Source organism: Paraconexibacter algicola (genome assembly GCF_003044185.1).
GTDB lineage: Bacteria > Actinomycetota > Thermoleophilia > Solirubrobacterales > Solirubrobacteraceae > Paraconexibacter > Paraconexibacter algicola.
The window spans coordinates 282702-306516 of record NZ_PYYB01000001.1; the positions used below are offsets into that span (position 1 = coordinate 282702).

General features: G+C 75.1%; 23 protein-coding genes. 9 read left to right on the forward strand and 14 right to left on the reverse strand.

Annotated elements, in window-relative coordinates; all coding sequences use genetic code 11:
* Window positions 1-36: 36 nt before the first annotated feature.
* Together C7Y72_RS01360 and C7Y72_RS01365 are read right to left on the reverse strand one after the other, a co-directional pair.
* A complete protein-coding gene (locus tag C7Y72_RS01360) occupies window positions 37-1233 on the reverse strand; it encodes an acetyl-CoA acetyltransferase (protein ID WP_107566828.1) in 1197 nt (398 codons plus the stop codon).
* Window positions 1226-2617: an OB-fold domain-containing protein gene (locus tag C7Y72_RS01365; RefSeq protein WP_107566829.1), complete on the reverse strand. Its 1392-nt coding sequence runs from the start codon at window positions 2615-2617 to the stop codon at window positions 1226-1228. The genes C7Y72_RS01360 and C7Y72_RS01365 overlap by 8 nt, the downstream gene beginning before the upstream one ends.
* An 82-nt stretch (window positions 2618-2699) precedes the next feature.
* Here C7Y72_RS01365 and C7Y72_RS01370 point away from each other — a divergent pair, with 82 nt between their 5' ends.
* On the forward strand, window positions 2700-3494 hold the full coding sequence (locus C7Y72_RS01370; protein WP_233243685.1) for an enoyl-CoA hydratase/isomerase family protein: 795 nt from the start codon (window positions 2700-2702) through the stop codon (window positions 3492-3494).
* Window positions 3495-3564: 70 nt separating this feature from the next.
* Here the strand turns inward: C7Y72_RS01370 and C7Y72_RS01375 are convergent, their stop codons facing one another.
* From C7Y72_RS01375 to C7Y72_RS01400, 7 genes are all read right to left on the reverse strand, one after another.
* Complete coding sequence (locus C7Y72_RS01375; RefSeq protein WP_107566831.1) at window positions 3565-4128, reverse strand: hypothetical protein; 564 nt, start codon at window positions 4126-4128, stop codon at window positions 3565-3567.
* A 583-nt stretch (window positions 4129-4711) separates the two neighbouring features.
* Window positions 4712-6169, reverse strand: coding sequence for a hypothetical protein (locus C7Y72_RS23675; RefSeq protein WP_199223822.1), 1458 nt, complete (start codon window positions 6167-6169; stop codon window positions 4712-4714).
* Complete coding sequence (locus C7Y72_RS01380; protein ID WP_107566832.1) at window positions 6166-6936, reverse strand: DUF1330 domain-containing protein; 771 nt, start codon at window positions 6934-6936, stop codon at window positions 6166-6168. Before C7Y72_RS01380 ends, C7Y72_RS23675 begins: the two co-directional genes overlap by 4 nt.
* Before the next feature lie 3 nt (window positions 6937-6939).
* Window positions 6940-8733 carry a sulfatase-like hydrolase/transferase gene (locus tag C7Y72_RS01385; protein ID WP_107566833.1) on the reverse strand — a complete coding sequence of 598 codons (1794 nt, stop codon included), beginning with the start codon at window positions 8731-8733 and terminating at the stop codon, window positions 6940-6942.
* Window positions 8730-9704: a YncE family protein gene (locus C7Y72_RS01390; RefSeq protein WP_107566834.1), complete on the reverse strand. Its 975-nt coding sequence runs from the start codon at window positions 9702-9704 to the stop codon at window positions 8730-8732. The genes C7Y72_RS01385 and C7Y72_RS01390 overlap by 4 nt, the downstream gene beginning before the upstream one ends.
* A complete protein-coding gene (locus C7Y72_RS01395) occupies window positions 9701-11509 on the reverse strand; it encodes a sulfatase-like hydrolase/transferase (protein ID WP_107566835.1) in 1809 nt (602 codons plus the stop codon). Before C7Y72_RS01395 ends, C7Y72_RS01390 begins: the two co-directional genes overlap by 4 nt.
* Window positions 11509-12477, reverse strand: a complete 969-nt coding sequence (locus C7Y72_RS01400; RefSeq protein WP_107566836.1) for a YncE family protein — start codon at window positions 12475-12477, stop codon at window positions 11509-11511. The genes C7Y72_RS01395 and C7Y72_RS01400 overlap by 1 nt, the downstream gene beginning before the upstream one ends.
* A gap of 167 nt (window positions 12478-12644) precedes the next feature.
* On the opposite strand from C7Y72_RS01400, the gene C7Y72_RS01405 reads away from it, so the two are divergent.
* From C7Y72_RS01405 to C7Y72_RS01415, 3 genes are read left to right on the forward strand one after another with little or no spacing between them, the layout of a single operon-like run.
* On the forward strand, window positions 12645-13262 hold the full coding sequence (locus C7Y72_RS01405) for a TetR/AcrR family transcriptional regulator (RefSeq protein WP_107566837.1): 618 nt from the start codon (window positions 12645-12647) through the stop codon (window positions 13260-13262).
* Complete coding sequence (locus C7Y72_RS01410) at window positions 13259-13933, forward strand: hypothetical protein (protein WP_107566838.1); 675 nt, start codon at window positions 13259-13261, stop codon at window positions 13931-13933. Before C7Y72_RS01405 ends, C7Y72_RS01410 begins: the two co-directional genes overlap by 4 nt.
* On the forward strand, window positions 13930-14511 hold the full coding sequence (locus tag C7Y72_RS01415) for a 2-hydroxychromene-2-carboxylate isomerase (RefSeq protein WP_107566839.1): 582 nt from the start codon (window positions 13930-13932) through the stop codon (window positions 14509-14511). The genes C7Y72_RS01410 and C7Y72_RS01415 overlap by 4 nt, the downstream gene beginning before the upstream one ends.
* Window positions 14512-14525: 14 nt before the next feature.
* Here C7Y72_RS01415 and C7Y72_RS01420 read toward each other — a convergent pair whose 3' ends face one another.
* Window positions 14526-15944 carry a DUF1254 domain-containing protein gene (locus C7Y72_RS01420; protein ID WP_107566840.1) on the reverse strand — a complete coding sequence of 473 codons (1419 nt, stop codon included), beginning with the start codon at window positions 15942-15944 and terminating at the stop codon, window positions 14526-14528.
* 88 nt (window positions 15945-16032) lie between these two features.
* On the opposite strand from C7Y72_RS01420, the gene C7Y72_RS01425 reads away from it, so the two are divergent.
* The 4 genes from C7Y72_RS01425 to C7Y72_RS01440 are packed head-to-tail and all read left to right on the forward strand — an operon-like array spanning window position 16033 to window position 18737.
* Window positions 16033-16785: an enoyl-CoA hydratase/isomerase family protein gene (locus C7Y72_RS01425; protein WP_107566841.1), complete on the forward strand. Its 753-nt coding sequence runs from the start codon at window positions 16033-16035 to the stop codon at window positions 16783-16785.
* 4 nt (window positions 16786-16789) lie between these two features.
* Window positions 16790-17578: an enoyl-CoA hydratase/isomerase family protein gene (locus C7Y72_RS01430; RefSeq protein ID WP_107566842.1), complete on the forward strand. Its 789-nt coding sequence runs from the start codon at window positions 16790-16792 to the stop codon at window positions 17576-17578.
* 5 nt (window positions 17579-17583) lie between these two features.
* A complete protein-coding gene (locus tag C7Y72_RS01435) occupies window positions 17584-17991 on the forward strand; it encodes a nuclear transport factor 2 family protein (RefSeq protein ID WP_154733208.1) in 408 nt (135 codons plus the stop codon).
* The gene (locus C7Y72_RS01440; RefSeq protein ID WP_107566844.1) at window positions 17988-18737 is read left to right on the forward strand and encodes an SDR family NAD(P)-dependent oxidoreductase; all 750 of its coding nucleotides are present in this window, start codon (window positions 17988-17990) and stop codon (window positions 18735-18737) included. The genes C7Y72_RS01435 and C7Y72_RS01440 overlap by 4 nt, the downstream gene beginning before the upstream one ends.
* A 15-nt stretch (window positions 18738-18752) precedes the next feature.
* Here C7Y72_RS01440 and C7Y72_RS01445 read toward each other — a convergent pair whose 3' ends face one another.
* The 3 genes from C7Y72_RS01445 to C7Y72_RS01455 are packed head-to-tail and all read right to left on the reverse strand — an operon-like array spanning window position 18753 to window position 20811.
* Complete coding sequence (locus tag C7Y72_RS01445) at window positions 18753-19157, reverse strand: PGPGW domain-containing protein (RefSeq protein WP_107566845.1); 405 nt, start codon at window positions 19155-19157, stop codon at window positions 18753-18755.
* A gap of 4 nt (window positions 19158-19161) precedes the next feature.
* Window positions 19162-20199 (reverse strand): MBL fold metallo-hydrolase, encoded by a 1038-nt coding sequence (locus C7Y72_RS01450; protein WP_107566846.1) that lies wholly within the window; start codon window positions 20197-20199, stop codon window positions 19162-19164.
* A gap of 9 nt (window positions 20200-20208) precedes the next feature.
* Entirely contained in the window at window positions 20209-20811 is a 603-nt protein-coding gene (locus C7Y72_RS01455) for a TetR/AcrR family transcriptional regulator (RefSeq protein WP_107566847.1), read from the reverse strand.
* Between the two features lie 54 nt (window positions 20812-20865).
* Between C7Y72_RS01455 and C7Y72_RS01460 the strand changes: the two genes are divergently transcribed.
* Window positions 20866-22032, forward strand: coding sequence for an acyl-CoA dehydrogenase family protein (locus C7Y72_RS01460; RefSeq protein WP_107566848.1), 1167 nt, complete (start codon window positions 20866-20868; stop codon window positions 22030-22032).
* Window positions 22033-22044: 12 nt separating this feature from the next.
* On the opposite strand, the gene C7Y72_RS01465 is transcribed toward C7Y72_RS01460, so the two are convergent.
* Window positions 22045-23751 (reverse strand): class I adenylate-forming enzyme family protein, encoded by a 1707-nt coding sequence (locus C7Y72_RS01465; RefSeq protein WP_107566849.1) that lies wholly within the window; start codon window positions 23749-23751, stop codon window positions 22045-22047.
* Window positions 23752-23815 lie beyond the last annotated feature (64 nt).

The following is a 23815-nucleotide window of genomic DNA, read 5'->3' on the forward strand; positions in this document are numbered from 1 at the left end:
GACGCCGTGTCCGAGGTTTTGGTCCCGTACCGACGCTCAGCCGCGGTCGCGACCGACCACGGAGATGAACGAGACGCACGTCCCCGGCCGGCCGCCGAGGTTGTGCGTCAGCCCGAGCTTCGCGTCCGGCAGCTGGCGCTCGCCCGCCTCGCCACGGAACTGCTGCCAGCACTCGAACAGCATCCGCAGCCCGGACGCGCCGACCGGATGCCCGAAGGACTTCAGGCCGCCGTCGACGTTGACCGCGAGCGCGCCGTCCTGGTCGAACACGCCGTCGAGCTCGTCACGCCAGGCCTGCCCACGCTGCGAGAACCCGAGGTCCTCCATCAGCACCAGCTCGGTCGGGGTGAAGCAGTCGTGCACCTCGGCGAGGTCGAGCTGCGCGCGCGGGTCGGTGATCCCCGCCTGGGCGTAGGCGTCCTTCGCGCACGCGACGACCTCGTGGAAGGTCGTGTAGTCGTAGTCGGGGTCGATCGGGCCGCTCGCCGGGCCGGCGATCATCGACAGCGCCTTCACGTACATCGGCGTGTCGGTGTACCGGTGAGCGTCCTCGGCGCGGACGATCAGCGCCGCGGCGGCGCCGTCGGCGACGCCGGAGCAGTCGAAGACCCCCAGGCGCCCCGCGACCTTGCCGGCCTGCTTGGCGATGGTCTCCTTGGAGACCTCCTTGCGGAACTGCGCGCGCGGGTTGCGCGCACCGCCGACGTGGTTCTTCCACGCCACGTGGGTCATCGCGTCGCGCATGTCCTGCTGATCGACCCCGTACTTCTCGCAGTAGGCGGGATCCAGCAGCGAGAACGCGGCCGGGGCCGTGAGGTTGATCTCCGGCGCGGTCCCGTCACCGGGGACGGTCGAGCGGACGAGGCCGGCGAACCCGGTGTCCTTGAGCTTCTCGACCCCGACCGCCATCACACGGTCGTACGCACCGGAGGCGACGGCGTAGCAGGCGGCGCGCACGGCCTCCGAGCCGGTCGCGCACATGTTCTCCACGCGCGTCACGGGCTTGTAGTCGATCCCGACCGGGCGGCTGAGGACGACCCCGGACTGCCCGGAGTTCATCGTCCCCAGCCAGTAGGCGTCGACGTCCTCCTTGGGGAGCCTCGGCGTGGAGGCGAAGCACTCCTGGGTCGCCTCGACGAGCAGGTCGTCGGCGCTCTTGTCCCAATGCTCGCCGAACGTCGTGCAGCCCATGCCGACGATGGCGACCTTGTCCTTGATCCCGTGACTAGCCATCGGTCGGACGCACCTTCCAGAAGTAGTTGTGGACGCCGCCCGTCGTGTACAGGCGGCGGAACGTCAGCTCCAGCCGCGTGCCGATCCCGATCTCCTCGGGGCTCGCGTCGGCGACCTCGAGCGTGTAGCGGCCGCCACCGTCGAAGTCGACGACCGCGTCGATCATCGGCGGCGCGGGCGAGAACGCGAGCCGGTCGACGGTGAACGTCGCGACCGTGCCGCGGGCGCCGCTGAGCGGCCGGCGAGTCATCCGGTCGACCGCGCCGCAGCCCGCGCACACCCGTCGCGGCGGCACGTGCACGCGACCGCAGGCGTCGCAGACCGTGCCGACGAAGCCGAACTTCCACGCCGCGTCGCGTGCAGAGGGCGGGGCGGTCGGGCGCTCGGGCTCGGGCCGGCGCGGCGGCTCGCGGTCCAGCAGGCCGCGCCAGCTGAGGTAGGTCGCGTAGGGGACGTCGCGGCCGGCCGCGGCCTGCTCGGCGATCGCGGTGCCGCGGCGGGCGCTGCCGACGCGGTCGGTGGCGCGCAGCAGCAGCGCGTCGGCCCCGTCGCTGGCGACGACCAGCAGGATCGTCTCGCCGGGCGCCGCGCGGTCGAGGACGGCGGCGAGCCGCAGGCCCGCGTCCGCCGCGCCCGCGTAGCCGACGCCGGTCAGCTCCTCGGAGACGCGACCGCCGCCGAGCGCCTTCGTCGCCGCGGCCGCGGCCTTCAGGTGCGGGCACGAGACGACGAGGTGGTCGGGCTCCCCCACGCCGCCGCGCTCGAGCGCGCGCGCCGCCGCGTCGCGGATCAGCGGCACGTACGTCTCGAGGCCGAAGCGCTCCTCCCACTGCGTGCTCGTCGCGGCGCCGGGCAGGCGCCAGCGGTCGAGGAACTCGGCGGTCAACGAGACCTCGGCGAGCGTCTCGACGCATGCCTCGTCGGCCGGGCCGAACGCGAACGCCGCGGCCGCGTCGCCGCCGCCGAGCTCGTCGGCGCTGCCGGGCAGACCGGTGCGGAGGTCCGACAGGACGGCGACGCCGCCGGTCGCGGCAGCGGCGCGCAGGGCGCCGACGCCGGAGCGCGGCGAGCCGACGAGGTCGACGGCGAAGCCCTCGCGCGGCAGGTCGAGCGCCGCGTGGACGGCGGCGGCGTTGGTCTTGTCGAGGTACGGCGGGGCGGTCGTCGCGAGGTACAGGGCGCCGAAGCCCGGGGCGGTCGCCGGATCGCGGCCGTCCAGCAGCCGGCGGGCGGCCTCGGCGGCGAGGGTCGTGGCGTCCTCGTCGTAGGAGGCGAGCGCGCGGACGCCGCGGCCCGGCCGCCCGGACAGGACGGACCCGGCCTCCGCGCCCTGCAGGCGGTGGCGGGGGACGTAGGCGGCGTAGCTGACGATGGCGTGACCCATGGACCCTCTCGGAAACGATCTGTGCGGACAGACTGTCCGAGAGGCTACACGACGGGCGCCACGGTGTCGTACGCTGCGGCCCGTGAGCACCTACGAGGACCTCCGGCTGACCGTCGCCGACGCCGTCGCGCACGTGCAGCTGCACCGCCCCGACCAGCTGAACGCCTGGACGCCCGACCTGGGCCGGCAGCTGCTGCACGCGCTGCGCGCCGTCGCCCAGGACGACGCGGTGCGCGCGGTCCTCGTCACCGGCGCCGGGCGCGCGTTCAGCGCCGGCGCCGACGTGAAGGTCCCCCGCGAGATCACCCCCGACGGCGAGCCCGATCTCCACACGCGCCTGGAGGAGATCTACAACCCGATCGTGCTCGAGATCCGTCGTATGGAGAAGCCCGTCGTCGCGGCGGTGCAGGGACCGTGCGCCGGGCTCGGCGTCTCGCTCGCCCTGGCCTGCGACCTCGTCCTCGCCGCCGACGACGCGTTCTTCCTGCTGGCGTTCGTGCACCTCGGCGTCGCGCCCGACGGCGGCTCGATCCCGCACCTCGTGGCCCGGATCGGCCCGGCGCGCACCGCGCAGCTCGTCATGCTCGGCGAGAAGCTCCACGCCCCGCAGGCGCTCGAGTGGGGGCTCGTCAACGCGGTCCACCCGGTCGGCGAGCTGGCGGACGCGGCGCACGCGCTCGCCCGCCGGCTCGCGGCGGCGCCCACGGTGGCGCTCGCGACGATGAAACAGCTCATCCGCGAGTCGCCCCCGGCCGACCTGCCCGCCTTCCTCGCCCACGAGGCGGCGCTCCAGCAGCGCCACGCGACGACCGCGGACTACGCCGAGGGCGTCGCGGCCTTCAAGGAGAAGCGCCGCCCGGTGTTCACCGGCCGCTGACCCCCGCCGAACTGGGCGGGCGCAAGGCCGTATCTGGGTCTCGGATCACCCAGAACGGCGGGGCGGGCGGTCAGGCGGCCTCGCGCGCCACGTAGCCACGCCGGCGAAGGCGGTCGAGCACGTCGGCGGGCGTACCGAACTCGAGGGCGTCGACCTGCGAGTCACCGCCGCCCTCGTCGAAGGCGAAGACGGTCGCGTCGGCCGTGAGCGCGACCGGCAGCGTCTGCCGGTTCAGCGCGTGGGCGACCCGGACCAGGGTCCAGAGCACGGGATCGACGACGTTCCCATCGAGCTCAGCCTGGACGATCCGCCACGCGTCGATCACCGCTGGCGGCGGCGTGCCAGGCGACGGCTCGACGACGTCGGAGTACTCCCACGCGTTCCAGACGTAGAACCAGCCGAGCGTCGGATCCTGCGCGAACAGGGCCTCGAGGTCCGCCTCGGTCGCGAGCGCGATGTTCGGCACGACGTCGAGGCCCTCCTGCCCGGCGTCGAGCCCGACGGCTGCGAACGGCGCGTCCTGCTCGGCGGTTCGCAACAGCGCGACCAGGATCTCGACGTACCCGTCGACGAGGGTGCGCACGGCATCATGCGCCTGGCCGCTCAGCGGGACGTCCGCGTACTGCTGTGCCATCCGTTTCTCCCTTCGATCTGAGATTGATCGTCGCAGATGGCCGACCCTGCGACGCCCATGGCGGCGATCTGCAGCAGCCGGATCCCGCCGCGCCGCGGCAGCGCCACCCGACGGTCCCCCGAGGGCCGCGATGCGCGGGCCCGGGTGGACGTCGTCCGGGGAGCGCCTCGTCCGCGCGCGGACCGCTCCTGGCCGCCGAACTGGGTGAGCGCGAGGCCAGATCCGGGCTTCGGATCACCCAGAACGGCCGGGCGGGCGGGCGCGCCGCCCACCACACGGCGACGTCGCAGGCGCCCCGGTCGGTTACCGCGGCGGTCGCCGTCCGCGCGCGGACCGCTCCAATCCACCGAACTGGGTGAGCCCGAGGCCATATCTGGGTCTCGGATCACCCAGAACCGCTGGTGCGGGCAGGTGCGGGCCCCGCTGTGCGCGCCTGCGCGCACCCGCGCCCGGCCGCGCACCCGCGCCGGGCCGCGCCCGCGCCGCGCCCGCGCCGCGCCCGGCCCGCGCCGCGCACGTGCGGCCGCGCCCGCCCACGCCGCGCGCCCGCGCCCGCCCGCCCGCGCCCGCGCCCGCGCCCGCTTCAGCGTGCGTCGGCGAACCGCGTCACGCCGCCGAACGAGCCCGCGTAGGCGACGCCGTCCGGGCCCAGCACGACGGCGCCCCCGTCGCTGTTGAAGCCCAGGCCCTCCCCGGCGAGGACGCCGAAGCGCCGCGCACCGGTGCGCCAGTCCAGGGCGACGAGGTTCCAGGCGTCGGGGAAGCCGGCCGGCTTCTCGATCGCGTACAGGAGCCCGGTCGCGCGCGAGACGACCGCCTGCGCCGACGGCGTGACGACGTCGCTCGTCCACGCGACGCGGCAGCCGCGTCGCCCGACGACCACGCGGGCGAGGCCGCCGGTGGTGGTGCCGCCCGCCTCGGTGGTGAGCAGGCTCTGGTAGCCGTAGGCGTTGCTGACGACGAGCGAGCGGCCCGCCGCCACGAGGTGCGCCTCGACGCTCCCCGCCCCCGGCCGGAAGACCGGCACCGTGCAGCGCAGGCGCTGGGCGTCCCGGCCCGCCGTCCGCAGCACGGTCACGCGCGGCGGGTTCAGGCCGTCGACGACCGCGACGAACCCGCCCGCCACCATCACCGGCGGCGTGCCCGGCCCCTCGTGGATGCGGCCCGAGCGCCCGTCGGCCAGCCCGGAGCCCAGCGGCTGGCGCCAGACGACCCGGGGCATGCCGTCCGGCCGCGCGACGAGCCGGTACAGCGCGTCGCGCGTCACCACGTAGGTGCCGGACGCGTCGGTCGCGAGGTCCTCCGCGACCGGCTCGCGCAGCGCGAGCGCGCGCACCGGGCCCCCGTCGCGCGGCACGGTGACGACGGTCCCCGCGGTGCCGACGACCCAGTCGCGTCCGTCGAAGCCGGCGCCGACGGCGAACGGGCGCTCGCCCGTGCCGAGCGCGCCGCCCAGGTCGGTCTCCCCCGCCTCCTGCAGCCGGTCGCCCTCGACGGTCACGCGCAGCAGCGTGCGGGCGTGCGTCGGCACGAGCAGGCTGCCGTCCGCGCGCACGACGAAGTGGGTGCCGCCCGCGAGGTCGGTGCGGTCCGGGCCCGGACGCGGCGGCAGCGCCAGCGAGGCGCGGGTCGCGAGCGTCCGCGGGTCGAACAGCCGCAGCCCCGGGCCGAGCGGGTTGCTGCAGACGGCCAGCAGCCGGTCGCGCGCGTCGAACGCCAGCGACGAGCAGCCGCCCTGCGCGAACGCGCTGATCGAGCGCGTGCCGACACCCAGCGGTCCCGGGTACGGGGAGGCCGCGCCGTTCCCGGCGGCCAGGCCGCTGCCGCTGCGCCCGTCAGCGGCGAGCGCCGGGTTGGCGGGCGGGAACGGTCCGGGCAGCGGGGCCGCGGTCGCGGGCGCCCCGGTGTACCGCGGCAGCGGACCGTCGAGCGGTCCCGGGATCGGGAACGCCGCCTGCTGCGCGGACGTCGCCGGGACCGCGGCGAGCGCGGTCGCCCCGGCCGCGACCAGGGCGCCGAGGAGCGTGCGCCGGCGGCTCACGGGACGGTCACCGGGTCGGCGCCGGGCACGTCGGGCCGGGCGGCGGGCGCCGCCGCGTGCTCGTCCTCGCCGCCGCGCAGCGACGGCCGGTAGACGCTCGCGGGCTCCTGCCGGTAGACCTGCACGACGCAGGCGTCGACGTGCTCCTCCAGGCGCGGCGCGAGCTCGGCCAGCGCCTGCAGCGGCAGCGCGGCGTCGCGCGGCGGGGCGAACAGCGCGATCTGCGGGAAGCTCAACGGGTGCGGGTCGGTCGGCGCGGGCGGCTCGAGGAAGCCGAGCGAGGCGACCGCGCGGGTCGCGTACACGCACGGTCCCGCGATCGGCTCGGTCAGCGCGCGGACCGCGTCGATCGCGTCGTCGTCGGCGCCGCGCAGGTGCACGGCGACGAGCGTCCGCGCGGATCGCAGCTGCGGGGCCGTGTGCATCGCGTGCGTGAACGACGCCTCGAAGCGGCGCACCCCGGACTCGCGGAGCAGGTTGATCGCCAGGTAGTACGGGTTCAGCGTCATCGCCAGGAAGCGCCGCTGCGACGGGTAGCGGACGACCAGGAACTTGTCCGCCTGCCGCTCCCCGTGCACGACCGTCTCGGTCCGGCCCATCCACAGCGGCCGACCGCCGACGGCCAGCAGCGGCGGCGTCACGAGCAGCGCGTACCAGCGGTAGTGCGACCAGCGGCCGGTGTGGATGAGGTTGATGACGTCCAGCGGCCCGGGCAGGTCGCGACGCGCGAGGTCCAGGAGCGGGCGGGGACGGATGCGGTGCAGCACGGGTCAGCTTTCGGGGAGGAGTTCGCAGAAGAAGCGGGCGTGGTCGGCCCCGCTCGGGCGGGGCCCGAGCAGGCCGAGGTCGGGCAGGCCGCCCTCGTACAGGAAGGCGGCCGGGGTCGGCTGCGGGCCGGGGATCGTCAGGTAGCTGCCGGGCGCCGCACCGACCCACGGGTTGGGGATCGTGTTCGACGTCGCGTTGAGGCTCGGCGGCTCGGGCAGCTTGCGGATCGGGGCGCGCGGCCCGTAGGCCGACACCTGCACCGGGGTGAACGACACCGCCTCGCGCTCGTAGAGCCAGGCGAGCAGGTCGGCGGCGAGCGCCGCGTAGCCGGGGTCGTTGGCGAGGTTGCGGATCTCGTACGGGTCGTTCCAGGTGTCGTACAGCTCGTACTCCTGGCGCTCGCGCAGCTCCGGTCCCGCGAAGTGCTGGTCGGCGACCGCGACGTAGCGGGCGAACTTGTAGCGGCCGTCGTAGATCGCGCGGATGTGGCTGTTCGTGGGGACCGCGGTGCCGACGTTCGTGATCGGGTACTCGTCGGTGCGGTAGAGCGTGTGGTCGCGCGGGCCGCGCCGCTCGGGATGCTCGAGCGCCTCGACGAGCGACACGCCCCGCAGCCAGGGCCAGCGCGCGACCGGGTCGGCGGCGCCCGCGACCTCCAGCAGCGTCGGCACGAGGTCGACCGCCTCCCCGAGCGCGGCCGAGCGCCCGCCGCGCGGGAACCGCTTCGGGTAGACGACGGTGAACGGCACGCGGTTCTGCTCGTCGTACATCGTCGTGCCCTTGTTCTGCAGGCGGTGCGCCGAGCCCAGCTCGCCGTGGTCGGCGGTGCGGACGATCACGGTGTCGTCGAGCGCCCCGGCGTCCGCGACCGCGCGGATCGCGGCCCCGAGCATCTCGTCGGTCCCGACGATGAGGTCGTAGTAGACGTTCAGGTGGCCACGGAAGTAGTCCGGGTCGTCCTGGGTGCCGCGCGGCGTGCCCGCGACGACCGCGGCGACCTCGCGGAAGCGCTGCTGGCTCGTCGGCTTGTCCGCGAGCGTCGGCTCGGCGTGGAAGGACGGCTCGAGCTGCGGGTCGTAGTCCGGCCGCTCCCAGTCGACGCGGAAGCCGCGCGGGTAGAACTGGATGTCGTGCGGGTTGAGCAGCGACAGCACGCACAGCCACGGCCGCTCGTCGTCGGCGTGCCGCTTCAGCCAGTCGACCGCCTGGCCGGTCCAGATCGGGTCGTTGGTGTACCCGTCGTTGTAGCCGCCGACGTCCGCGGGCGGGGAGATCGCGGAGTCGTCGAAGCCGTAGCCGGCGAGCGGGCTGCCCTTCGCGAGGTCGAGCAGCGCCTCCGGATTGGTCGGCGGCTCGCCGGGGAACGAGAGGTGCCACTTGCCGAAGAACGCGGTGCGGTACCCGAGCTCCTTGAAGAGGTCGCCGATCGTGGGGATCGACGGGTCCATGGTGAACTGCGTGCCGAGCACGAAGGTCCCGTAGATCCCCTGCTGCGGCGCGTACATGCCCGTCCAGAAGCACGCGCGCGACGGGGAGCAGGCCATCGAGGAGGCGTGGAAGCGGTCGATCCGCGTGCCGTTGGCGTCCATCCAGCAGCGCACCGGGGTCGGGAGGTGGTCCGGCAGGCGGTCCTGGTGGCGCTCCTGGTCGGTCATGAGGATCAGGACGTTCGGGCGCCGGCCCGCGGGCGCCGGCGCGGCGGCAGCGGGGACCGCGGCGGTCGCGAGGCCGCCGAGCGACGCGGCCGCCGCCAGCCGCGCACCGCCCGCGAGGAACCCGCGCCGGTCGGTGCTCATGCGGTCACCCGGTGCACCGCACCGGTGAGGTGGTCGACGGTGAACGCGCGCTCGCCGACGACCGCCAGGCCGCGGGGGGCGCCGCCGACCGCGCGCCGGCGGGGTCGCGGGCCGAGCACGACGACCTGCCCGGCGCCGCCCACGACCGCCAGGCGACGGCCGCGACGCGTGTAGCCCACGGCCGCCGGGAGCGGCCCGGCGGGCAGTCGCCGGACGGTGCCGCGGCGCAGGTCGATCTCGCTGACCCGGTCGGCGTCGGGGCCTGCGTGGGTGAGCAGCAGGCGGCGGCCGTCGGGGGCGAGCGCGAGCCGCTCGGGCCGGGGCGGTGTCGCCAGGCGGCGGGTGAGGCGCCCGCTGCGCAGGTCGATGCGGACGACCTCGTCCTGGGCGGCGAGCGCGACCCAGGCGGCGCGGCCGTCGGCGGTCACGGCGAGCCCGCGCGGCACGAGCCCGAGCTCGTGTCGCGCGAGCACGGCCGTGCCGTCGGCGTCGAGGACGTGCAGGGTCCCCTCCTGCTCCCCGCCGACGACGACGAGCCGCGCGCGGCGGCCGGTGGTGAAGGTCGCGGCCCCCGGAGCGGGACCGACGTCGGCCCGGCGCAGCGTCCGAGCTGCGACGGGGTCCACCATCACGAGCCCCGGCTGGTCCCACGCAGCCGTGCTCACCGCGATCCGTCGCCCGTCCGGCGACACCGCGACCTCCACCGGTTGTCCGCCCACGTCGACGAGGCGGTCGGCGCGTCCTCCGCGGCCGATCAGCGCGATCGTGCGACGGCGGTCGTGCGCGACGACGAGCGTGCGGCCGTCGCGCGAGGCGGCGATCGCGACCCCGCGGCGCACGGTCACCGAGCGGGCGGCGACGATCGTGGCGGGCGCCGTGGGCGCGGCGGCGGGCGCGACCGCCGGGGCGGCGAGCAGGCCGGTCGCGCCGGCGACGGCGGCGCCGAGCGCCTCGCGTCGCGTGCTGCTCATCGCGTCCGGCCGGCCATCGGGCCGAGCTCGCAGAGCATCCGCGCCCGGTGCAGGGCGCGGGCCTCGGCCAGTGCCCGCGACTCGTCCGCCGTCTGCGGCAGCCGGTCGCCGCCGACGCCGTCGTAGACGCGGGCGAGCAGGTGCGGGTCGCCGAACGGCAGCTGCACGTACGCGCCGGGCACGCCCTCGACCGGGGACGGCGGGTTCTCCTTGGTCTGGTCGCCGATCGACGGGCGCCCGATCGGGTCGGGGCGGATCGGCTCGATCAGCGACGGCGGCCCGCTGAGCGGCACCTCGACGGGGCCCAGGCGCTCGCGCTCGAGGTCGTTCAGGACGGTGAGCAGCTCGTCCAGGAGCGGCTTGTAGGCCGGATCGCGGGCGAGGTTGCGCAGCTCCAGCGGGTCCTCGCGCAGGTCGTAGAGCTCGTACTCCTGGTCCTCGGTGCGCTCGGTCTGGGGCTTGCCGGTCATCGCGACGTAGCGCGCGATCTTGAAGCGCCCGGAGAGCGCGGCGCGGACGTGACGCCGCCACGCCTTGCCCTGGCCGGCGAAGTCCTGCGGCGACCAGACCTCGTCGCAGGTGCTGACCGTGAACTCCTTGCCACGCGCCCCGACCGGGTCCTGCAGGGCGGGGACGAGCGAGCGGCCGCGCAGCCACGGGTAGCGGTTGACGGGGTCGGCGACCCCGGCGAGCTCGAGGCACGTGGGCACGAGGTCGACGGCCTCGGCGAGCGCGGGCGTGCGCGCGCCCTGGACCGCCGGGAACCGCTTCGGGTAGGAGATCGACAGCGGCATCCGCAGCTGCTCGTCGTAGATCATCGGTCCCTTGCCGACGGCGCGGTGCGAGCCGGCCATCTCGCCGTGGTCGGCGGTGCGGATGACCACGGTGTCGTCGAACCCGCCCGAGTGGTGCAGGGCCTTCATGATCGCCGCGTAGTTGTCGTCGGTGTTGACGATCAGGTCGCAGTAGGTGTTGATCAGCCGCTTCCACGTGGCGGTGTCGTCGGGCTTGATCTTGCCGCGGACGAGCGCCGCGCCCCCGTCGTACTGGGCGTGGACGCGCGGCTTGGAGCGCACGTCGTCCTCGAAGTTCGGGGGCAGCTGCACCTCCCAGTCGGGCCGGGTGACGTCGGCGGTGAAGCCGCGCGGGAAGTACGCGATGTCGTGCGGGTTCAGCAGCGAGACGACGCAGAACCAGGGCTGGTCGCCGCCCCCGTGCTCCTTGAGCCAGTCGACGCCCTGCTTCGTCCAGACCGGGTCGTTGTAGATGCCGTCGTTGTAGCCGGCGGGCTCCAGCGAGGTGGAGATCTCGGAGTAGTCGAAGCCGTACGGCGCGAGGTAGTTGTTGCGCAGCGTGTCGAGCGGTCCCTCCGGCAGCGAGGTGCCGACCATGCTGAGGTGCCACTTGCCGAAGAACGCGGTGGTGTACCCCTGCTCCTTGAGCAGGTCGGCGATCGTCGGGATCCGTGGGTCGAGCGAGAACTGCCAGCTCTGCAGGAAGTTCCCGAAGATCCCGTTCTGCGGCACGTACATGCCGGTCCACATGCAGGCGCGCGCGGACGAGCACTGCACGGCGGAGTGGTGGAACCGCTCGAAGGTGACGCCGTGGCTGTCGATCCAGTCGCGCGCGGGGAGCGGCAGGTCGGGCGTCCACTGCGGCGCGCGCTCCTGGTCGCACATGACGATGAGGATGTTCGGCTTGCGCGTCGGGGTCTGGGCCCCGGCGCTCGCCTGCCCGAGGGCGGCGGCGGTGAGGGCCGCGGCGCCCGCGGCGCCGAGGGCCTCCCGGCGGGTGGTGCGGGACATCAGCGGGGACCCTTCGTGAGCGGGACGGCGGTGAGCAGGCCGGTGTCGCCGTCGACGGCGATCCCCCGGCGTCCGGCGACGGCGACCGCGCGGGGCGCGCCGCCGGGGCGCGCGCGACGGCGGTGGCGGCCGCTGCGCAGGTCGAGCACCGAGACGGTGCCGTCCCCGGCGTTGGCGACGAGCGCGACGGTCCCGCGCGCGTCGACGGCGACCCCGGCCGGGTCGGCGCCGGTGCGCAGGGTCCGCAGGGCGCGGCCGCGGACGAGGTCGACGAGCGTGACCCCGGTGGCGCCGTAGCCGTCGTGGGTGACGAGGGCGCGGGTGCCGCGCGCGGCGAGCGCGAGCTCGGAGGGGAACGGGGACGTCGCGATCCGGCGCAGGACGCGGCGGCGGCGGAGGTCGACGAGCAGGAGCGCCGCGCCGGTGTGGTCGGTGACGGCGGCGCGGCGGCCGTCGGGCAGCAGCGCGACGGCGCGCGGGCGACCGCCGAGCGCGATCGGCCCGTCGACGGCGCCGTCGGCGAGCGTGACGCGCAGCAGCCCCTCCTCCCCGGCGACCCAGGCGTGCCGTCCGTCGGCGGTGACGGCGAGGGCGCGCGGCGCGGCGCCGACGTCGACGCGGTCGGTCGCGGTGCCGGTGAGGTCGACGAGCACGAGGCCGGGGCGGTCGTGCGTGGCGGTGAGCACGAGCGCGGTGCGGCCGTCGGGGGTGAGCGTGAGCGCGAGCGGCGAGCCCCCGACGTCGCGCGCCGGACCGCGGACGAGGTCGCGCACGCGGACGCGGCTGATCGTGGTGGCGCCGGCATCGGCGGTCCAGGCGCTGCGCGCGCCGGGCGCGAGCGCGATGGCGCTCGTGCGGGTGCCCGGGGCGGTCGGCGTGCACGGCGCGGTGTCGGCCGCGCGGGCGACCCCGTCGAGCAGCGATCCGGACGCGGCCCACCCGGCCGCGCCCGTCATCGCTCCGAGCACGAGGGAGCGTCGCGTGCTCCCCGACGGCGTGGACGCGCCGCTCCCCGACTCTGCTGACCCCTGCTCCCGCACCACGGAACCTCCGCTTCTCCACCGCGCTGATGACGCGGTGTCGCAGACCTTCCCAGCTTGATGACGCGCTGTCAATAGCGCTACTGTGGCGAGCGATGAGCGCCCCCGTGCACCGCACCCGACCGCGGCAGACGCCCGAGCAGACACGCAGCCAGATCGTGCTGGCGATGCTCGAGCTGCTCCGCGAGCAGCCGTTCCGCGAGATCGGGGTCGAGACGGTCATGCGGCGGACCGGCCACTCGCGCACGGTCTTCTACCGCCACTTCGAGGACATCCCCTCGCTCGTGCTCGCGGTCATCACCGAGGTCGGCGGGGAGCTCGTCGAGGTCGGCGCCGACTGGGCCGCGGTGGAGCGTACCTCCCCCGCCGAGGCGCGCGCCCGGCTCGAGCGGTTCGTGGACTTCTACGTGCGCCACGGCCCGGTCGTGCGCGCGATCGCCGCCGCCGCGCACCACGACGCGACCGTCGACGCCGCCTACGGGCAGATGGTCGAGGGCTTCATCGCGATGACGACGCAGGCGATCGAGGCCCGCATCGCCCGCGGCGAGCTCGAGCCGCTCGACGCCCCGGAGGTCGCGCGCGCCCTGGTGCGGATGCTCAACGGCTACCTCGGCGACGCCCTCGGGCAGGAGCCCTTCACCGACCGCGAGCGCGTGCTCGAGACGGTCTGGACGATCTGGACGAGGACCCTCTACGGCGGAGCGAGCGCATGACCCCGAAGGACCGCATCGAGCGCCGGCTCGTGCCCCGGCTGATCGTGACCCTGTCGACCGTCGACGCCCACCGGCGGCTGCTCGCGCGGCTGCGCCGGGCGCGCGGCGGGCGCGGCACCGTCGACCTGTACGTCGCCTTCGACGACCCGTACAGCGCGGTCGCGACGCTCGGCCTCGCCGCCCGGACGGCCGGCCGCCCCGCGGACGTGCGCGTCCACCCGGTCGTCGCCCGCGGGATCCCCGGCGACCCGGCCGCCGAGGCCAAGCGCAGCTACGCGGTGACCGACGCCCGGCGCCTCGCGGCCCGCGACGGACTGACCTTCACGCGCACCACGACCGTCACCCCCGCCGCGGCGGCGTTCCTCGCCCGCTGGACCGCCGCCGCGCCCGACGGCGCCGCCCGGCTCGCGTTCGCGGCCGACGCCATGCGACGGCTGTGGTGCGAGGACGTCGAGCCGACCCCCGACGCGTACGCGGACCTCCACGCCGCGCACCTCGGCCCGCCGCCGGCGGCGGCGCCCGAAGCGCTCCCCGCCGAGTCGGTCATGCGGCGGCGCGGCCTCTACGACACGCCGATCGCGGTCGTCCACGGGCAGTGGTTCTTCGCCCACGAGCGACTGCCGCAGATCGAGCACCGCCTCGACGAGCTCGGCTGGAGGGCCACCGCATGACGACCGTCCGCTTCTTCTTCTCGTTCCGCAGCCCGTACTCGTACCTCGCGGCACCGCGTGCGTTCGAGCTCGCGCGGCGCCACGACGTCGAGATCGACGTCCGCGGCGTCCTGCCGATGGCGATGCGCGGCCAGTCGGTGCCGCTGCCCAAGCGGCTGCACACGCTGCGCGACGCCAAGCGCGAGGCCACGCGCCTGGGCCTGCCGTTCGGTCGCGTGCACGACCCGATCGGGGACGGCGCGGTCCGCTGCCTGCGGGTCTCCGAGCACGCGCGGGACGTCGGGCGGATCGAGCCGTTCGTGCTGACCGCCAGCCGCGCGATCTGGGGCGAGGCCGTCGAGGTCGCCTCCGACGAGGGCCTGCGCGCGGTCTGCGAGCGCGCCGGCCTGGAGTGGGCGGCGTGCCGCGCGGCGATCGACGACCCGGCGATGCAGGCGCGGGTCCAGGCCAACACCGACGAGCTCGCCGCCCTGGGCATGTGGGGCGTGCCGGTGTTCACGCTGGGCGACGAGTGCTTCTGGGGCCAGGACCGGCTCGAGGACCTCGAGGCGGCGCTGACCGCCGGCGCCGTCGCCTGACCGGCCGCCGCCGCTCAGCCGGGGCCGAGGTTCTCCACGGCGGGCGGCCGCCAGCGCCCGTCGAGCGCCTCGGGCGCGGGCCCGTAGAGCCGCAGGTTCAGGCGGAAGGTGCCGGGCGGCGAGGGCAGCCAGTTGACGTCGGGAGCCGTCGGTCGCGTCCGCGCGATCTCGATCACGACCGAGCCGTCGGGCCGGGTCCGCAGCGGCGGGTGGCTCGGGCCGATCGAGTAGAGGTCGTCGGGGTTGTCGACGAGGTAGCCGTCGGCGTCGTACATCGTCAGTGACCAGAAGAACCGCGCGGGCGGGATCCGGTCGGGCGTGAAGGTCAGCCGGTAGCGGTTGAGGCCCAGGAACGGGAGTCCGAGGCCGTCGGTGACGCCCGCGGGGTAGGTCGCCTCCTCGGGCGTGTTGGCGCCCAGGCCGAGCGCGGCGATCAGCGCGCGGTCGCGGTAGGCGGTGCCGAACGCCCCGGTGTTCGCGGGCGGCGTGTACCAGCCGTCGGTGCGCTGGGCGGCGAGCAGCGCGTCGAGCCGGGAGGTCGACGTCAGCGTGCGGGCCGACAGCTCGATGCCGGCGAAGAGCGCGGCGCGCGTGGCGGGGTCGAGCTTGGCCGCCTCGGGCGAGCGGCCCGGCCCGATGCCGTAGGGCGCGAGGCGACGCAGCAGCGGCCGGTCGCGGTCAGGCGGTGGGCTCTCCTCCATCGCGCGGTTGAGCGCGGCGACGAAGCCACCGCCGTCGGTCGGGGTGGGGAAGCTGCCCGGGTCGCCGGGGCGGCAGTCGGTCGCGAAGCGGCGCGCGGTGCCGTCCAGGCGCGACAGCCGGTAGCGCTGCATGAGCGCGAACGCCCGCGCCTGGTCGGCCCGGTCGGTGGCGAGCGTGCGTCCGATGATCCACACGCGGCGGTGCGGGGAGGTGACGACGCGGGTGAACGTGCGGCGCCCGACCTTGCCGGGCTTCTGCGCCCAGCGGACGAGGATGCGCCCGGCCCGGCCCCCGTCCTCGCGCGTGCCGGGGGTCGCGATGACGTTCGTGTACGGATCGAGCATCGCGAAGCTGAAGTAGCGCGTGCCCATCGCGGGGTGGCGCAGGACGATCGGGCCCTTGCCGAGGTCGAGGTGCGCGATCGAGTAGAGCGTGTCGGTGTTCGGCGCGACGACGGTGCGGGCGGAGGCGTCGGCGAAGACCGGGACGTTGGAGAACGCGTTGACGGGGGCGTTGCCGCGCTCGTCGGGGCAGCGGACGCTCGTCATCTCGCGGCGGACGCGCAGGAACTCCAGCAGCGGGAAGCCGTACTCGTGGGCGGCCTGTCCGACGGCGAGCGCGGCGACCGGGTTGGGCGCACCCTCGCGGTCGGCCTGCTGCGCCGGAGCGGTGGCGGCGGCCCCGAGCAGAACGGCGACCGCGGCGAGCGTCGCACCGATTCCCCGTGTCATGCCCCGAGACGCTAGCGGCCACGCGCGCACCGCGGCGCCACCGGACAGCCTCGGGCAGCTAGTCCGGACACACTGTAGGATCGCGGCGATGCCCGATCCCGTCGTCACGACGACCGTCCACGAGGGCGTCGCGTCGGTCACGCTGAACCGCCCCGACGCGATGAACGCGATCACCGTCGCGCTCGCCCGCGAGCTCGAGGCCGCGCTGCGCGACGCCGCCGCAGGCGCCGACGTCATCGTCGTGCGGGGCGCCGGGGACCACTTCTGCGTCGGCGGCGACTACAAGGAGCTCACCCGCCTGCAGGCGCAGGGCCCCGCGGCGATGCGCGAGCTGTTCGAGGCGTTCGGCGCCGCGACCGCGCTGATCGCCACCCTGCCGGTGCCGGTGATCGCCGCCGTCCAGGGCAACGCGATGGCCGGCGGCTTCGAGCTGCTGCAGGCGTGCGACATGGCGATCGTCGCCGATGACGTGCGCCTGGCCGACAACCACGCGAACTTCGCGATGGTGCCCGGCGGGGGCGGCTCGCAGCGGCTGCCGCGGCTGATCGGCCGCCAGCGCGCGCTCGCCCACATCCTCACCGGCGCGCGGATCGGGGCGGCGGAGGCGGTCGCCCTCGGGCTCGCGCTGCGCGCCGTCCCCCGGGCCGAGCTCGACGCCGCCGCGGGCGAGCTGGCCGCCACGCTCGCCGCGAAGGACCGCACCGCGCTCGCCCGCACCAAGGCGCTCGTGCACGAGGGCCTCGCGCTGCCGCTCGACGAGGGCCTCGCGCTGGAGCGCCGCCGCGTCGTCGAGCACCTGACCTCCCCGGACGCGATGGACGCGTTCACCACGAAGGGATGACCCGATGACCGACGAGCCCCCCGTCCTGCTGGAGGTCCGCGACGGCGTCGCGCACCTCACGCTCAACCGCCCCGAGCAGTCCAACGCGCTGAACGCCACGCTGCTCGAGCAGCTGCTCGAGATCGTCGGCCGCCTGCGCGGCGACCGCGACGTGCGCGTCGTCCTGCTCACCGGCGCCGGCAAGAACTTCTGCGGCGGTGGCGACGTCGTCGAGTTCGCCTCCAAGGGCGAGCAGCTCCCCGACCATCTCGTCGTGCTCACCGAGCAGCTCGGTCGCATCGCCGCCGGGCTCGTCGGCCTCGACGTCCCGGTGATCGCCGCGATCCAGGGCGCCGCGACCGGGGGCGGCGGCCTCGGGCTCGCCTGCGCCGCGGACATCGTCGTCGCGGGCGAGTCGGCCCGCTTCATGGTCGCGGCGACGCGGGTCGGCATGGCCCCCGACGCCGGGATGACGTTCACCCTCCCCCGCCTCGTGGGGCTGCGCGGCGCGCTCGACCTCGCGCTCACCAACCCGCTGCTGAGCGCCGCCGAGGCGAAGGAGCTGGGGCTCGTCGGGCGCGTCGTGCCCGACGACGCGCTCGCCGACGAGGCCCTGGCGCTCGCGACGAAGCTCGCGCGCGGCCCGCGCGACTCGCAGGCCGAGACGAAGCGACTGATGTGGGCCGGGGCGGGCGCCGCGTTCGGCGCGGTCCTCGACGACGAGGCGGCGACCGTCTCGCGGCTGTCCGGGAGCGCCGACGCCCGCGAGGGCCTCGCCGCGGTGATCGAGCGTCGCCGCCCGGAGTTCTCGTGAGCGGCGTGCCGGACCTCGCGGCGTGGGGCCGCGCCTGGAGCGCCGACGAGCCCGACGCCCTGCTCGCCCTCTACGCCCCGGACGCGGTCTACACCGACGTCGGCTCCGATCTCGTCTTCCACGGCCACGACGAGCTGCGCGCGTTCTTCGCGTTCATGCTGCGGTTCTCGCCCGACGGGCTGATCGAGTTCCACGAGGCCTACGGCGACGATCGCGGCTTCGCGTCGCGGTGGACCTGGTCGGGCACGGCGGCCGGGAAGCTCAAGGTCCGCGACCGCGTCTACCCCGCGACGGGCCGGCGGTTCTCCGTCCCGGGCGTCGCGTACTGCACGACCACCCCCGACGGCCTGCTGGCGACCCACGCCGACTACTGGGACATGCACGCCGTCCTGCACCAGCTGGAGCTGACATGACGACGCCCCGACGCTTCGACGGCCGCCGCGCCCTGGTCACCGGGGGTAGCCGCGGCATCGGCGAGGGGATCGCCCGCCGCCTGGCGGCCGAGGGCGCGCACGTGATCGTCGCCGGTCGCTCGCTGGGCCCCGCGCAGGAGGTCGCCGGGGAGATCGGCGGCAGCGCCGTGCAGATGGACATCTCCGACGCGGAGGCGACGATGGCCGCGGTCGCGGCGCTCGGCCCGCTCGACGTCCTCGTCAACAACGCGGGCTTCGACGACTTCGCGTACTTCACCGACACGGCCCCGCAGCAGTGGCGGGCGCTGCTGGGCACGAACCTGGAGGGCATGTTCGCCTGCACGCACGCGGCGCTGCCCGCGATGCAGCAGGCCGGCTACGGGCGGATCCTCAACATCGGCTCGGAGGCGGGTCGGATCGGCTCCAAGGGCAACGCGGTCTACGCGACGACGAAGGCCGGGATCATCGGCTTCAGCAAGTCGATCGCGCGCGAGAACGCCCGCTACGGCATCACCTGCAACACGCTGGCGGTCGGGCCGATCGACACGCCGCTGACCGACGCGGCCCGCGCGGTCCCGGTGCACGGCGAGAAGATGGTGCAGGCGATGAAGGACGGCACGCTGCTGCGACGCCTCGGGACGACCGAGGAGGTCGGGGCGGCGGCGGCGTTCCTGTGCGCCGAGGAGGCGTCGTTCGTGACCGCGGAGTGCCTCGGGGTCAGCGGCGGGATGGGGATCAGCGCCTGAGCGCGCCCCGCGCGCTCACAGCCCGACGGCGTCGCGGCCCTTGTCGACGAGGTCGTAGCTGAGGACGGCCCAGACGACGACGCCGGCGAGCACGATGCCGCCGACGGAGGTGACGCCGGCCACGACCGGGCGGCGCTTGGCCTCCTCCCAGGCCGCCTGGCCCTTCTCCTGGAACTCGTCGAAGATCTTCTCGGCGAAGCGGAACTCCCACGACCAGATCCACAGGCCGAGCAGCATCGGCGGGATCGTCAGCGGTCCGGGCAGCACGACGAGCGCCAGCCCGAGCGCGATGCAGAGCAGCCCGGCGACGAAGACGCCGACGAGGTAGGCGTGCCGCGTCGCGGGGTTCTCGCGCAGCCGGCCGCGCCATCCGCCGGGGCGGGTGCGGGCGTGGTCGAGTCCGGGTTCCTCTCCGTGCATCGTCTCAAGCCTGACGGAAGCGGATGACGTGCTGCGAGCGATCCTCGACGATGCGGCCGTCGGCGAGGAGCAGGTCGAGGTGTCCGAGGACCTCCGACAGCGTCAGGAACGCCTGCGTGATCGCGACCTCGCCCCACTTCGCGGTCGCGATCTCGTGCGCGCTCATCGGGCCGTCGGTGAGGATCGCGTGGAAGTCGTCGGCGCGCCGCTCGTGCGCGCGCAGCCGCTCGTCGACGAGCGCCGGGTGGTCGACGACGGGGCCGCCGTGACCGCCGAGGGCGAGCGCGAGGTCCTGCTCGCGCGTGGCGCGCAGCGACTCCCGGTACTGCAGGAGCGGGGTCGGGCGCGGCCGGGCGCCCTCCCACGGGCCGAACGGCAGGCCCATCGGCCGGGCGATGAGCGCGTTGGAGGAGATGTCCTTGAGCAGGTGGTCGCCCGCGATGAGGATCCGCGACGACGGCTCGAGGAGGGTCGTGTCCGACGGCGAGTGGCCGGGCCGCCACGCCACCTCGAACGCGCGCCCGGCGAGTGTCACGGTCTCGCCCGCGCGGACGGTGCGGTCGACGCGGGCGGGGGCGCCCCAGCCGCGCACGAGCGCGGCGACGGCGTGCAGCGCCTCGGCGACGTGCGCCTCGACGCCGTGGCGCGACATGAGCAGGAAGGCGTCGTCGTCGTCCTGCTGGGCGAAGGCGTTCCAGTCGGCGAGGACGGGCTCGAGCAGGTCGAGGCAGACGATCTCCGCCCCGGCGCGGCGCGCGACCTCGCCGGCGAGGCCGATGTGGTCGATGTGCTGGTGGGTGACGAAGACGACGTCGAGGTCGGTGATCGCCCAGCCGTGCGTGGCGAGCCCCTGCTCGAGGCCGCTGAGCGCGGTGGCGGAGTTCGGTCCGGCGTCGACGAGCGCGAGCCCGTCGCCCTCGATCACGTAGGTGTTGACGTCCCCGATCGCGAACGGCGTGGGGACGGGGATCCGGTGCAGCCCCGCCTCGGCGGCGGTCTGCAGCGCGGCGTGCGCGTCGTCGTCCAGGGCCGGGGCGCTCATGGAGGCAGTCTAGGTGGGGTCGGGGATCGCCAGCGTGGCGGTGAGCACGTGGGTCAGCGCGTCGGCGAGCGCCGCCGGGTCCGCGTCCGGCGGGGCGGTCGCGACGGTGCGCTCGGTCATCCAGGCCAGGGCGGCGCCGGTCTCGGCGGCGGGCGGCCCGTCCGGGATGGCGCCCGCGGTCCGTCCGGCCCGGACGAACCGCGCGATCGCGCGGGCGTAGTCCTGGACCGCGCTGGTGTAGGCGGCGGCGAGCGACGGCTCGGTGGTGGCCGCGTCGGCGGTGGCGCGCAGGACCGCGCGCTCACCGGTGTAGGCCTGCAGCAGCGCGGCCATCGACGCGCGGACGTCGGCACGGGTCGCCTGCGCGCCGCGGGCCAGCCACGAGCGCTGGGCGGCGTAGAGGCGGTGGAGCGTGTCGGCGCTGAGCGCGTGCAGCATCGCCGGGCGGTCCTCGAAGTACTTGTAGAACGTCGAGCGGGAGATGCCCGCGTGGGTGCAGAGCCGCCCGACGCTGAGATCGCCGGCGGGCGTCCCGTCGGCGGTGAGCGCGACGAGGGCCTCGCGCAGCAGCGCCCGGACCTCGTCCTCCCCGTATGCCTTGCCCTGTCCCATCCGGGCGCATCGTCGCAGGTCGACACAACTTCGGACAGCCTGTACGATGTTGCCATGTCCACCGTCGCCCCCACCCCCACCGGCATCTTCACCGAGGATCACGCCGCCCTGCGCGAGTCGATCCGGTCCTTCATGGACCGCGAGGTCGTCCCCCACGTCGAGGCGTGGGAGGAGACGACGTTCCCCGACGCGATCGTCCGCCGCATGGGCGAGCTCGGCTTCCTCGGCCTGTCGATGCCCGAGGAGTACGGCGGCCAGGGCGGCGACTACTTCTGCAACCTCGTGCTCGCCGAGGAGGTCGCGCGGGCGGGCAGCGGCGGGTTCCTCATGGGCCTCTCGGTCCACACGGACATGGTCATGCCCCCGCTGCTGGAGTTCGGCACCGAGGAGCAGAAGCGCGAGTACCTGCCGCGCGGCATCGCCGGGGAGAGCATCTACGCCCTCGGGATCACCGAGCCCGACGCGGGCTCCGACGTCGCCTCGATCAAGACGCGGGCGGTGTACGACCCGGCCACCGACGAGTACGTCATCAACGGCTCGAAGACCTACATCACCAACGGGCACCGCGCCGACATGATCTGCCTGGTCACGAAGACCGACCCGGACGCCGGCTACGCGGGCTTCACCCTCTTCCTCGTCCCGATGGACGCCCCGGGGGTCATCCGCGAGCAGAAGCTGCAGAAGATGGGCATGCACGCCTCCGACACGGCGCTGCTCGCCTTCCAGGACGTGCGCGTCCCCGCCAGCGCGATCCTCGGCGAGAAGGGCAAGGGCTTCCAGCACATCATGTGGGAGCTGCAGGCCGAGCGCTGCATCGCCGCCGCCGGCTGCCTCGCCTACGCCCAGTACGCCTTCGACGCGACCCTGGAGTACGCGAAGGAGCGCCGCACCTTCGGCCAGCAGCTCGGCACCCACCAGGCGATCCGCCACAAGTTCGCGCAGATGGCGACGGAGCTCGAGGCCACCCGCAAGCTCATCTACGCCACGGCCGCCGACTACGCGGCCGGCGCGTACAACGTCCGCGAGATCTCGATGGCCAAGCTCAAGGCCACGCAGGTCGCCTGGGAGGTCGCCGACCAGTGCGTGCAGATCCACGGCGGCGCCGGCTACATGAAGGAGTACCCGGTCGAGCGCGTCATGCGCGACATCCGGCTCTACCGCATCGGCGCCGGCGCCGACGAGATCATGCTCGACGTGATCGGCAAGAGCTACGGGCTGTAGGCCGCCCGGCGCTCACGGCGCGGCGGCCGCGAGCCGCTGCGCCGCGCGCTCGACGAGCTTGAACTTCTGGACCTTGCCGGTCGGCGTCGTCGGCAGGTCGGCGGCGTCGACGAGCAGGACGTGCTTGGGGACCTTGAACCGCGCGAGGCGCTCGCGGCAGAGCGCGAGCACGGCGTCGACGTCGACGGCGACCCCGGGCTCGGGGACGACCCAGGCGCAGCCCACCTCGCCCCAGCGCTCGTCGGGGACGCCGACCGCGTAGACCTGGCTGACGCCCGCGACGGTCGCGACCAGCTCCTCGACCTCCTTGGGCATGACGAGCTCGCCGCCGGACTTGTAGAGCTCCTTCGTGCGGCCGGTCAGGACGAGGTAGCCGTCCGGGTCCACGCGCCCGAGGTCGCCGGAGTGCACCCAGCCGTCGCGCAGCGCGCCGGCGGTCAGCCCGGGCTCGTCCCAGAAGCCGCGCATGTGCGTCGGGCCGGTGGAGATGAGCTCGCCCTCCTCCCCGTCCGGCCGGCGGGTGCCGTCCAGCGGGTCCACCGTCGCATAGGCGCACAGGTCGCCGCCGGCGTCCGCGATCCCGGCGACGCCGGCGCGCTTCGGCCGTCCGACCGTGGTGGTGTGCCGCTCGGTCGGGTCCTCGGGCAGCGTCATCGTCATCGCGCCGCCGCACTCGGTCATCCCGTAGCCGGTGGTGATCTCGGTGATGCCGAGCTCCTGCGCGCAGCGCTCCCACAGCCACGCGGGGCCGGGCGCCGCCCCGGAGAGGAGCGCGAAGACGCTGGAGAGGTCGGTCGTGCGGCGGTCGGGGTGCTCCAGCAGCGCGATCGTCATCGTCGGCACGCACAGCACCTCGGTGGCGCGGTGGCGGGCGATCGCCGCGTAGTGGTCGGCGGGGTCGAACGCGGTCCGCGGCACGATCGCGCCGCCGACGAACATCGTCGCGATCAGGCCCTCGACGTAGCCGAACATGTGGTAGCAGGGCAGCGAGAAGAGGATCCGCCGGGCGTCCTCGAACGCGCGGGTCAGCGCCGAGGCGTAGCCGGTGCGCTGCACGGCGTCGTGGGTGACCATGACGCCCTTGGGCGAGCCGGTCGTGCCCGAGGTGTAGAGGATGTCGCCGATGTCCTGCGGGCGGCGCAGCGGGCCGTGGTCGGTGGGCTGCTCGGCCCCGAGCCGCTCGAGCCCGGCGACGGTGAGGACCTCGCCGCGGCCGGTGCCGTCGAGCAGCACGACGCGCTCGAGGTCGGGCAGCTCGGCGGTCGGGCCGCGCTCCCAGCCGGGGGCGATCGCGTCGAGCATCGCGGCCTGGTCCAGGCCCGCGAAGCGCGCCATCGTGATCAGCACGCGGCAACGCGACTGGCGCAGCACGAACGCGAGCTCGTCCTGGCGGTAGAGGAAGTTGAACGGGATCGCGACGGCGCCGGCCCGCGCGATGGCGAACTTCAGCGGCGCGAACTCGACGTGGTTGGCCATCAGCAGCCCGACGTGGTCGCCGGGCCGGACGCCGAGCGCGGTCAGGCCGTCCGCCAGCCGCCAGGCCCAGTCGCGGGCCTGGGCGTAGGTGACGGTGTGCTCGTCGGTGATGACGAGGGGCCGGTCGGGGAACTCGCGCGCCGCGTCGTCGAGCAGGGCGTCGAGGGTCCGCGGCCGCCACGCCGGGTGCCGGGCCTCCAGCGTGGCGCGGCGGTCGTCGATGCTCGGCACGGTCGCGTCCATGCGACGACCGTAACACTTCGGGCGCCCTGTTCGGACGACATGTCCGAAGCCGGGGCCGGCGCCG

Excerpts from the sequence above, each read along its gene's own strand:
- C7Y72_RS01360 (WP_107566828.1), bottom strand. The coding sequence starts at position 1,233 with ATGGCTAGTCACGGGATCAAGGACAAGGTCGCCATCGTCGGCATGGGC.
- C7Y72_RS01455 (WP_107566847.1), bottom strand. The coding sequence starts at position 20,811 with ATGGGACAGGGCAAGGCATACGGGGAGGACGAGGTCCGGGCGCTGCTG.
- C7Y72_RS01420 (WP_107566840.1), bottom strand. The coding sequence starts at position 15,944 with ATGACACGGGGAATCGGTGCGACGCTCGCCGCGGTCGCCGTTCTGCTC.
- C7Y72_RS01445 (WP_107566845.1), bottom strand. The coding sequence starts at position 19,157 with ATGCACGGAGAGGAACCCGGACTCGACCACGCCCGCACCCGCCCCGGC.
- C7Y72_RS01440 (WP_107566844.1), top strand. The coding sequence starts at position 17,988 with ATGACGACGCCCCGACGCTTCGACGGCCGCCGCGCCCTGGTCACCGGG.
- C7Y72_RS01415 (WP_107566839.1), top strand. The coding sequence starts at position 13,930 with ATGACGACCGTCCGCTTCTTCTTCTCGTTCCGCAGCCCGTACTCGTAC.
- C7Y72_RS01465 (WP_107566849.1), bottom strand. The coding sequence starts at position 23,751 with ATGGACGCGACCGTGCCGAGCATCGACGACCGCCGCGCCACGCTGGAG.
- C7Y72_RS01450 (WP_107566846.1), bottom strand. The coding sequence starts at position 20,199 with ATGAGCGCCCCGGCCCTGGACGACGACGCGCACGCCGCGCTGCAGACC.
- C7Y72_RS01430 (WP_107566842.1), top strand. The coding sequence starts at position 16,790 with ATGACCGACGAGCCCCCCGTCCTGCTGGAGGTCCGCGACGGCGTCGCG.
- C7Y72_RS01460 (WP_107566848.1), top strand. The coding sequence starts at position 20,866 with ATGTCCACCGTCGCCCCCACCCCCACCGGCATCTTCACCGAGGATCAC.
- C7Y72_RS01385 (WP_107566833.1), bottom strand. The coding sequence starts at position 8,733 with ATGAGCACCGACCGGCGCGGGTTCCTCGCGGGCGGTGCGCGGCTGGCG.
- C7Y72_RS01395 (WP_107566835.1), bottom strand. The coding sequence starts at position 11,509 with ATGTCCCGCACCACCCGCCGGGAGGCCCTCGGCGCCGCGGGCGCCGCG.
- C7Y72_RS01425 (WP_107566841.1), top strand. The coding sequence starts at position 16,033 with ATGCCCGATCCCGTCGTCACGACGACCGTCCACGAGGGCGTCGCGTCG.
- C7Y72_RS01405 (WP_107566837.1), top strand. The coding sequence starts at position 12,645 with ATGAGCGCCCCCGTGCACCGCACCCGACCGCGGCAGACGCCCGAGCAG.
- C7Y72_RS01410 (WP_107566838.1), top strand. The coding sequence starts at position 13,259 with ATGACCCCGAAGGACCGCATCGAGCGCCGGCTCGTGCCCCGGCTGATC.
- C7Y72_RS01375 (WP_107566831.1), bottom strand. The coding sequence starts at position 4,128 with ATGGCACAGCAGTACGCGGACGTCCCGCTGAGCGGCCAGGCGCATGAT.
- C7Y72_RS01390 (WP_107566834.1), bottom strand. The coding sequence starts at position 9,704 with ATGAGCAGCACGCGACGCGAGGCGCTCGGCGCCGCCGTCGCCGGCGCG.
- C7Y72_RS01365 (WP_107566829.1), bottom strand. The coding sequence starts at position 2,617 with ATGGGTCACGCCATCGTCAGCTACGCCGCCTACGTCCCCCGCCACCGC.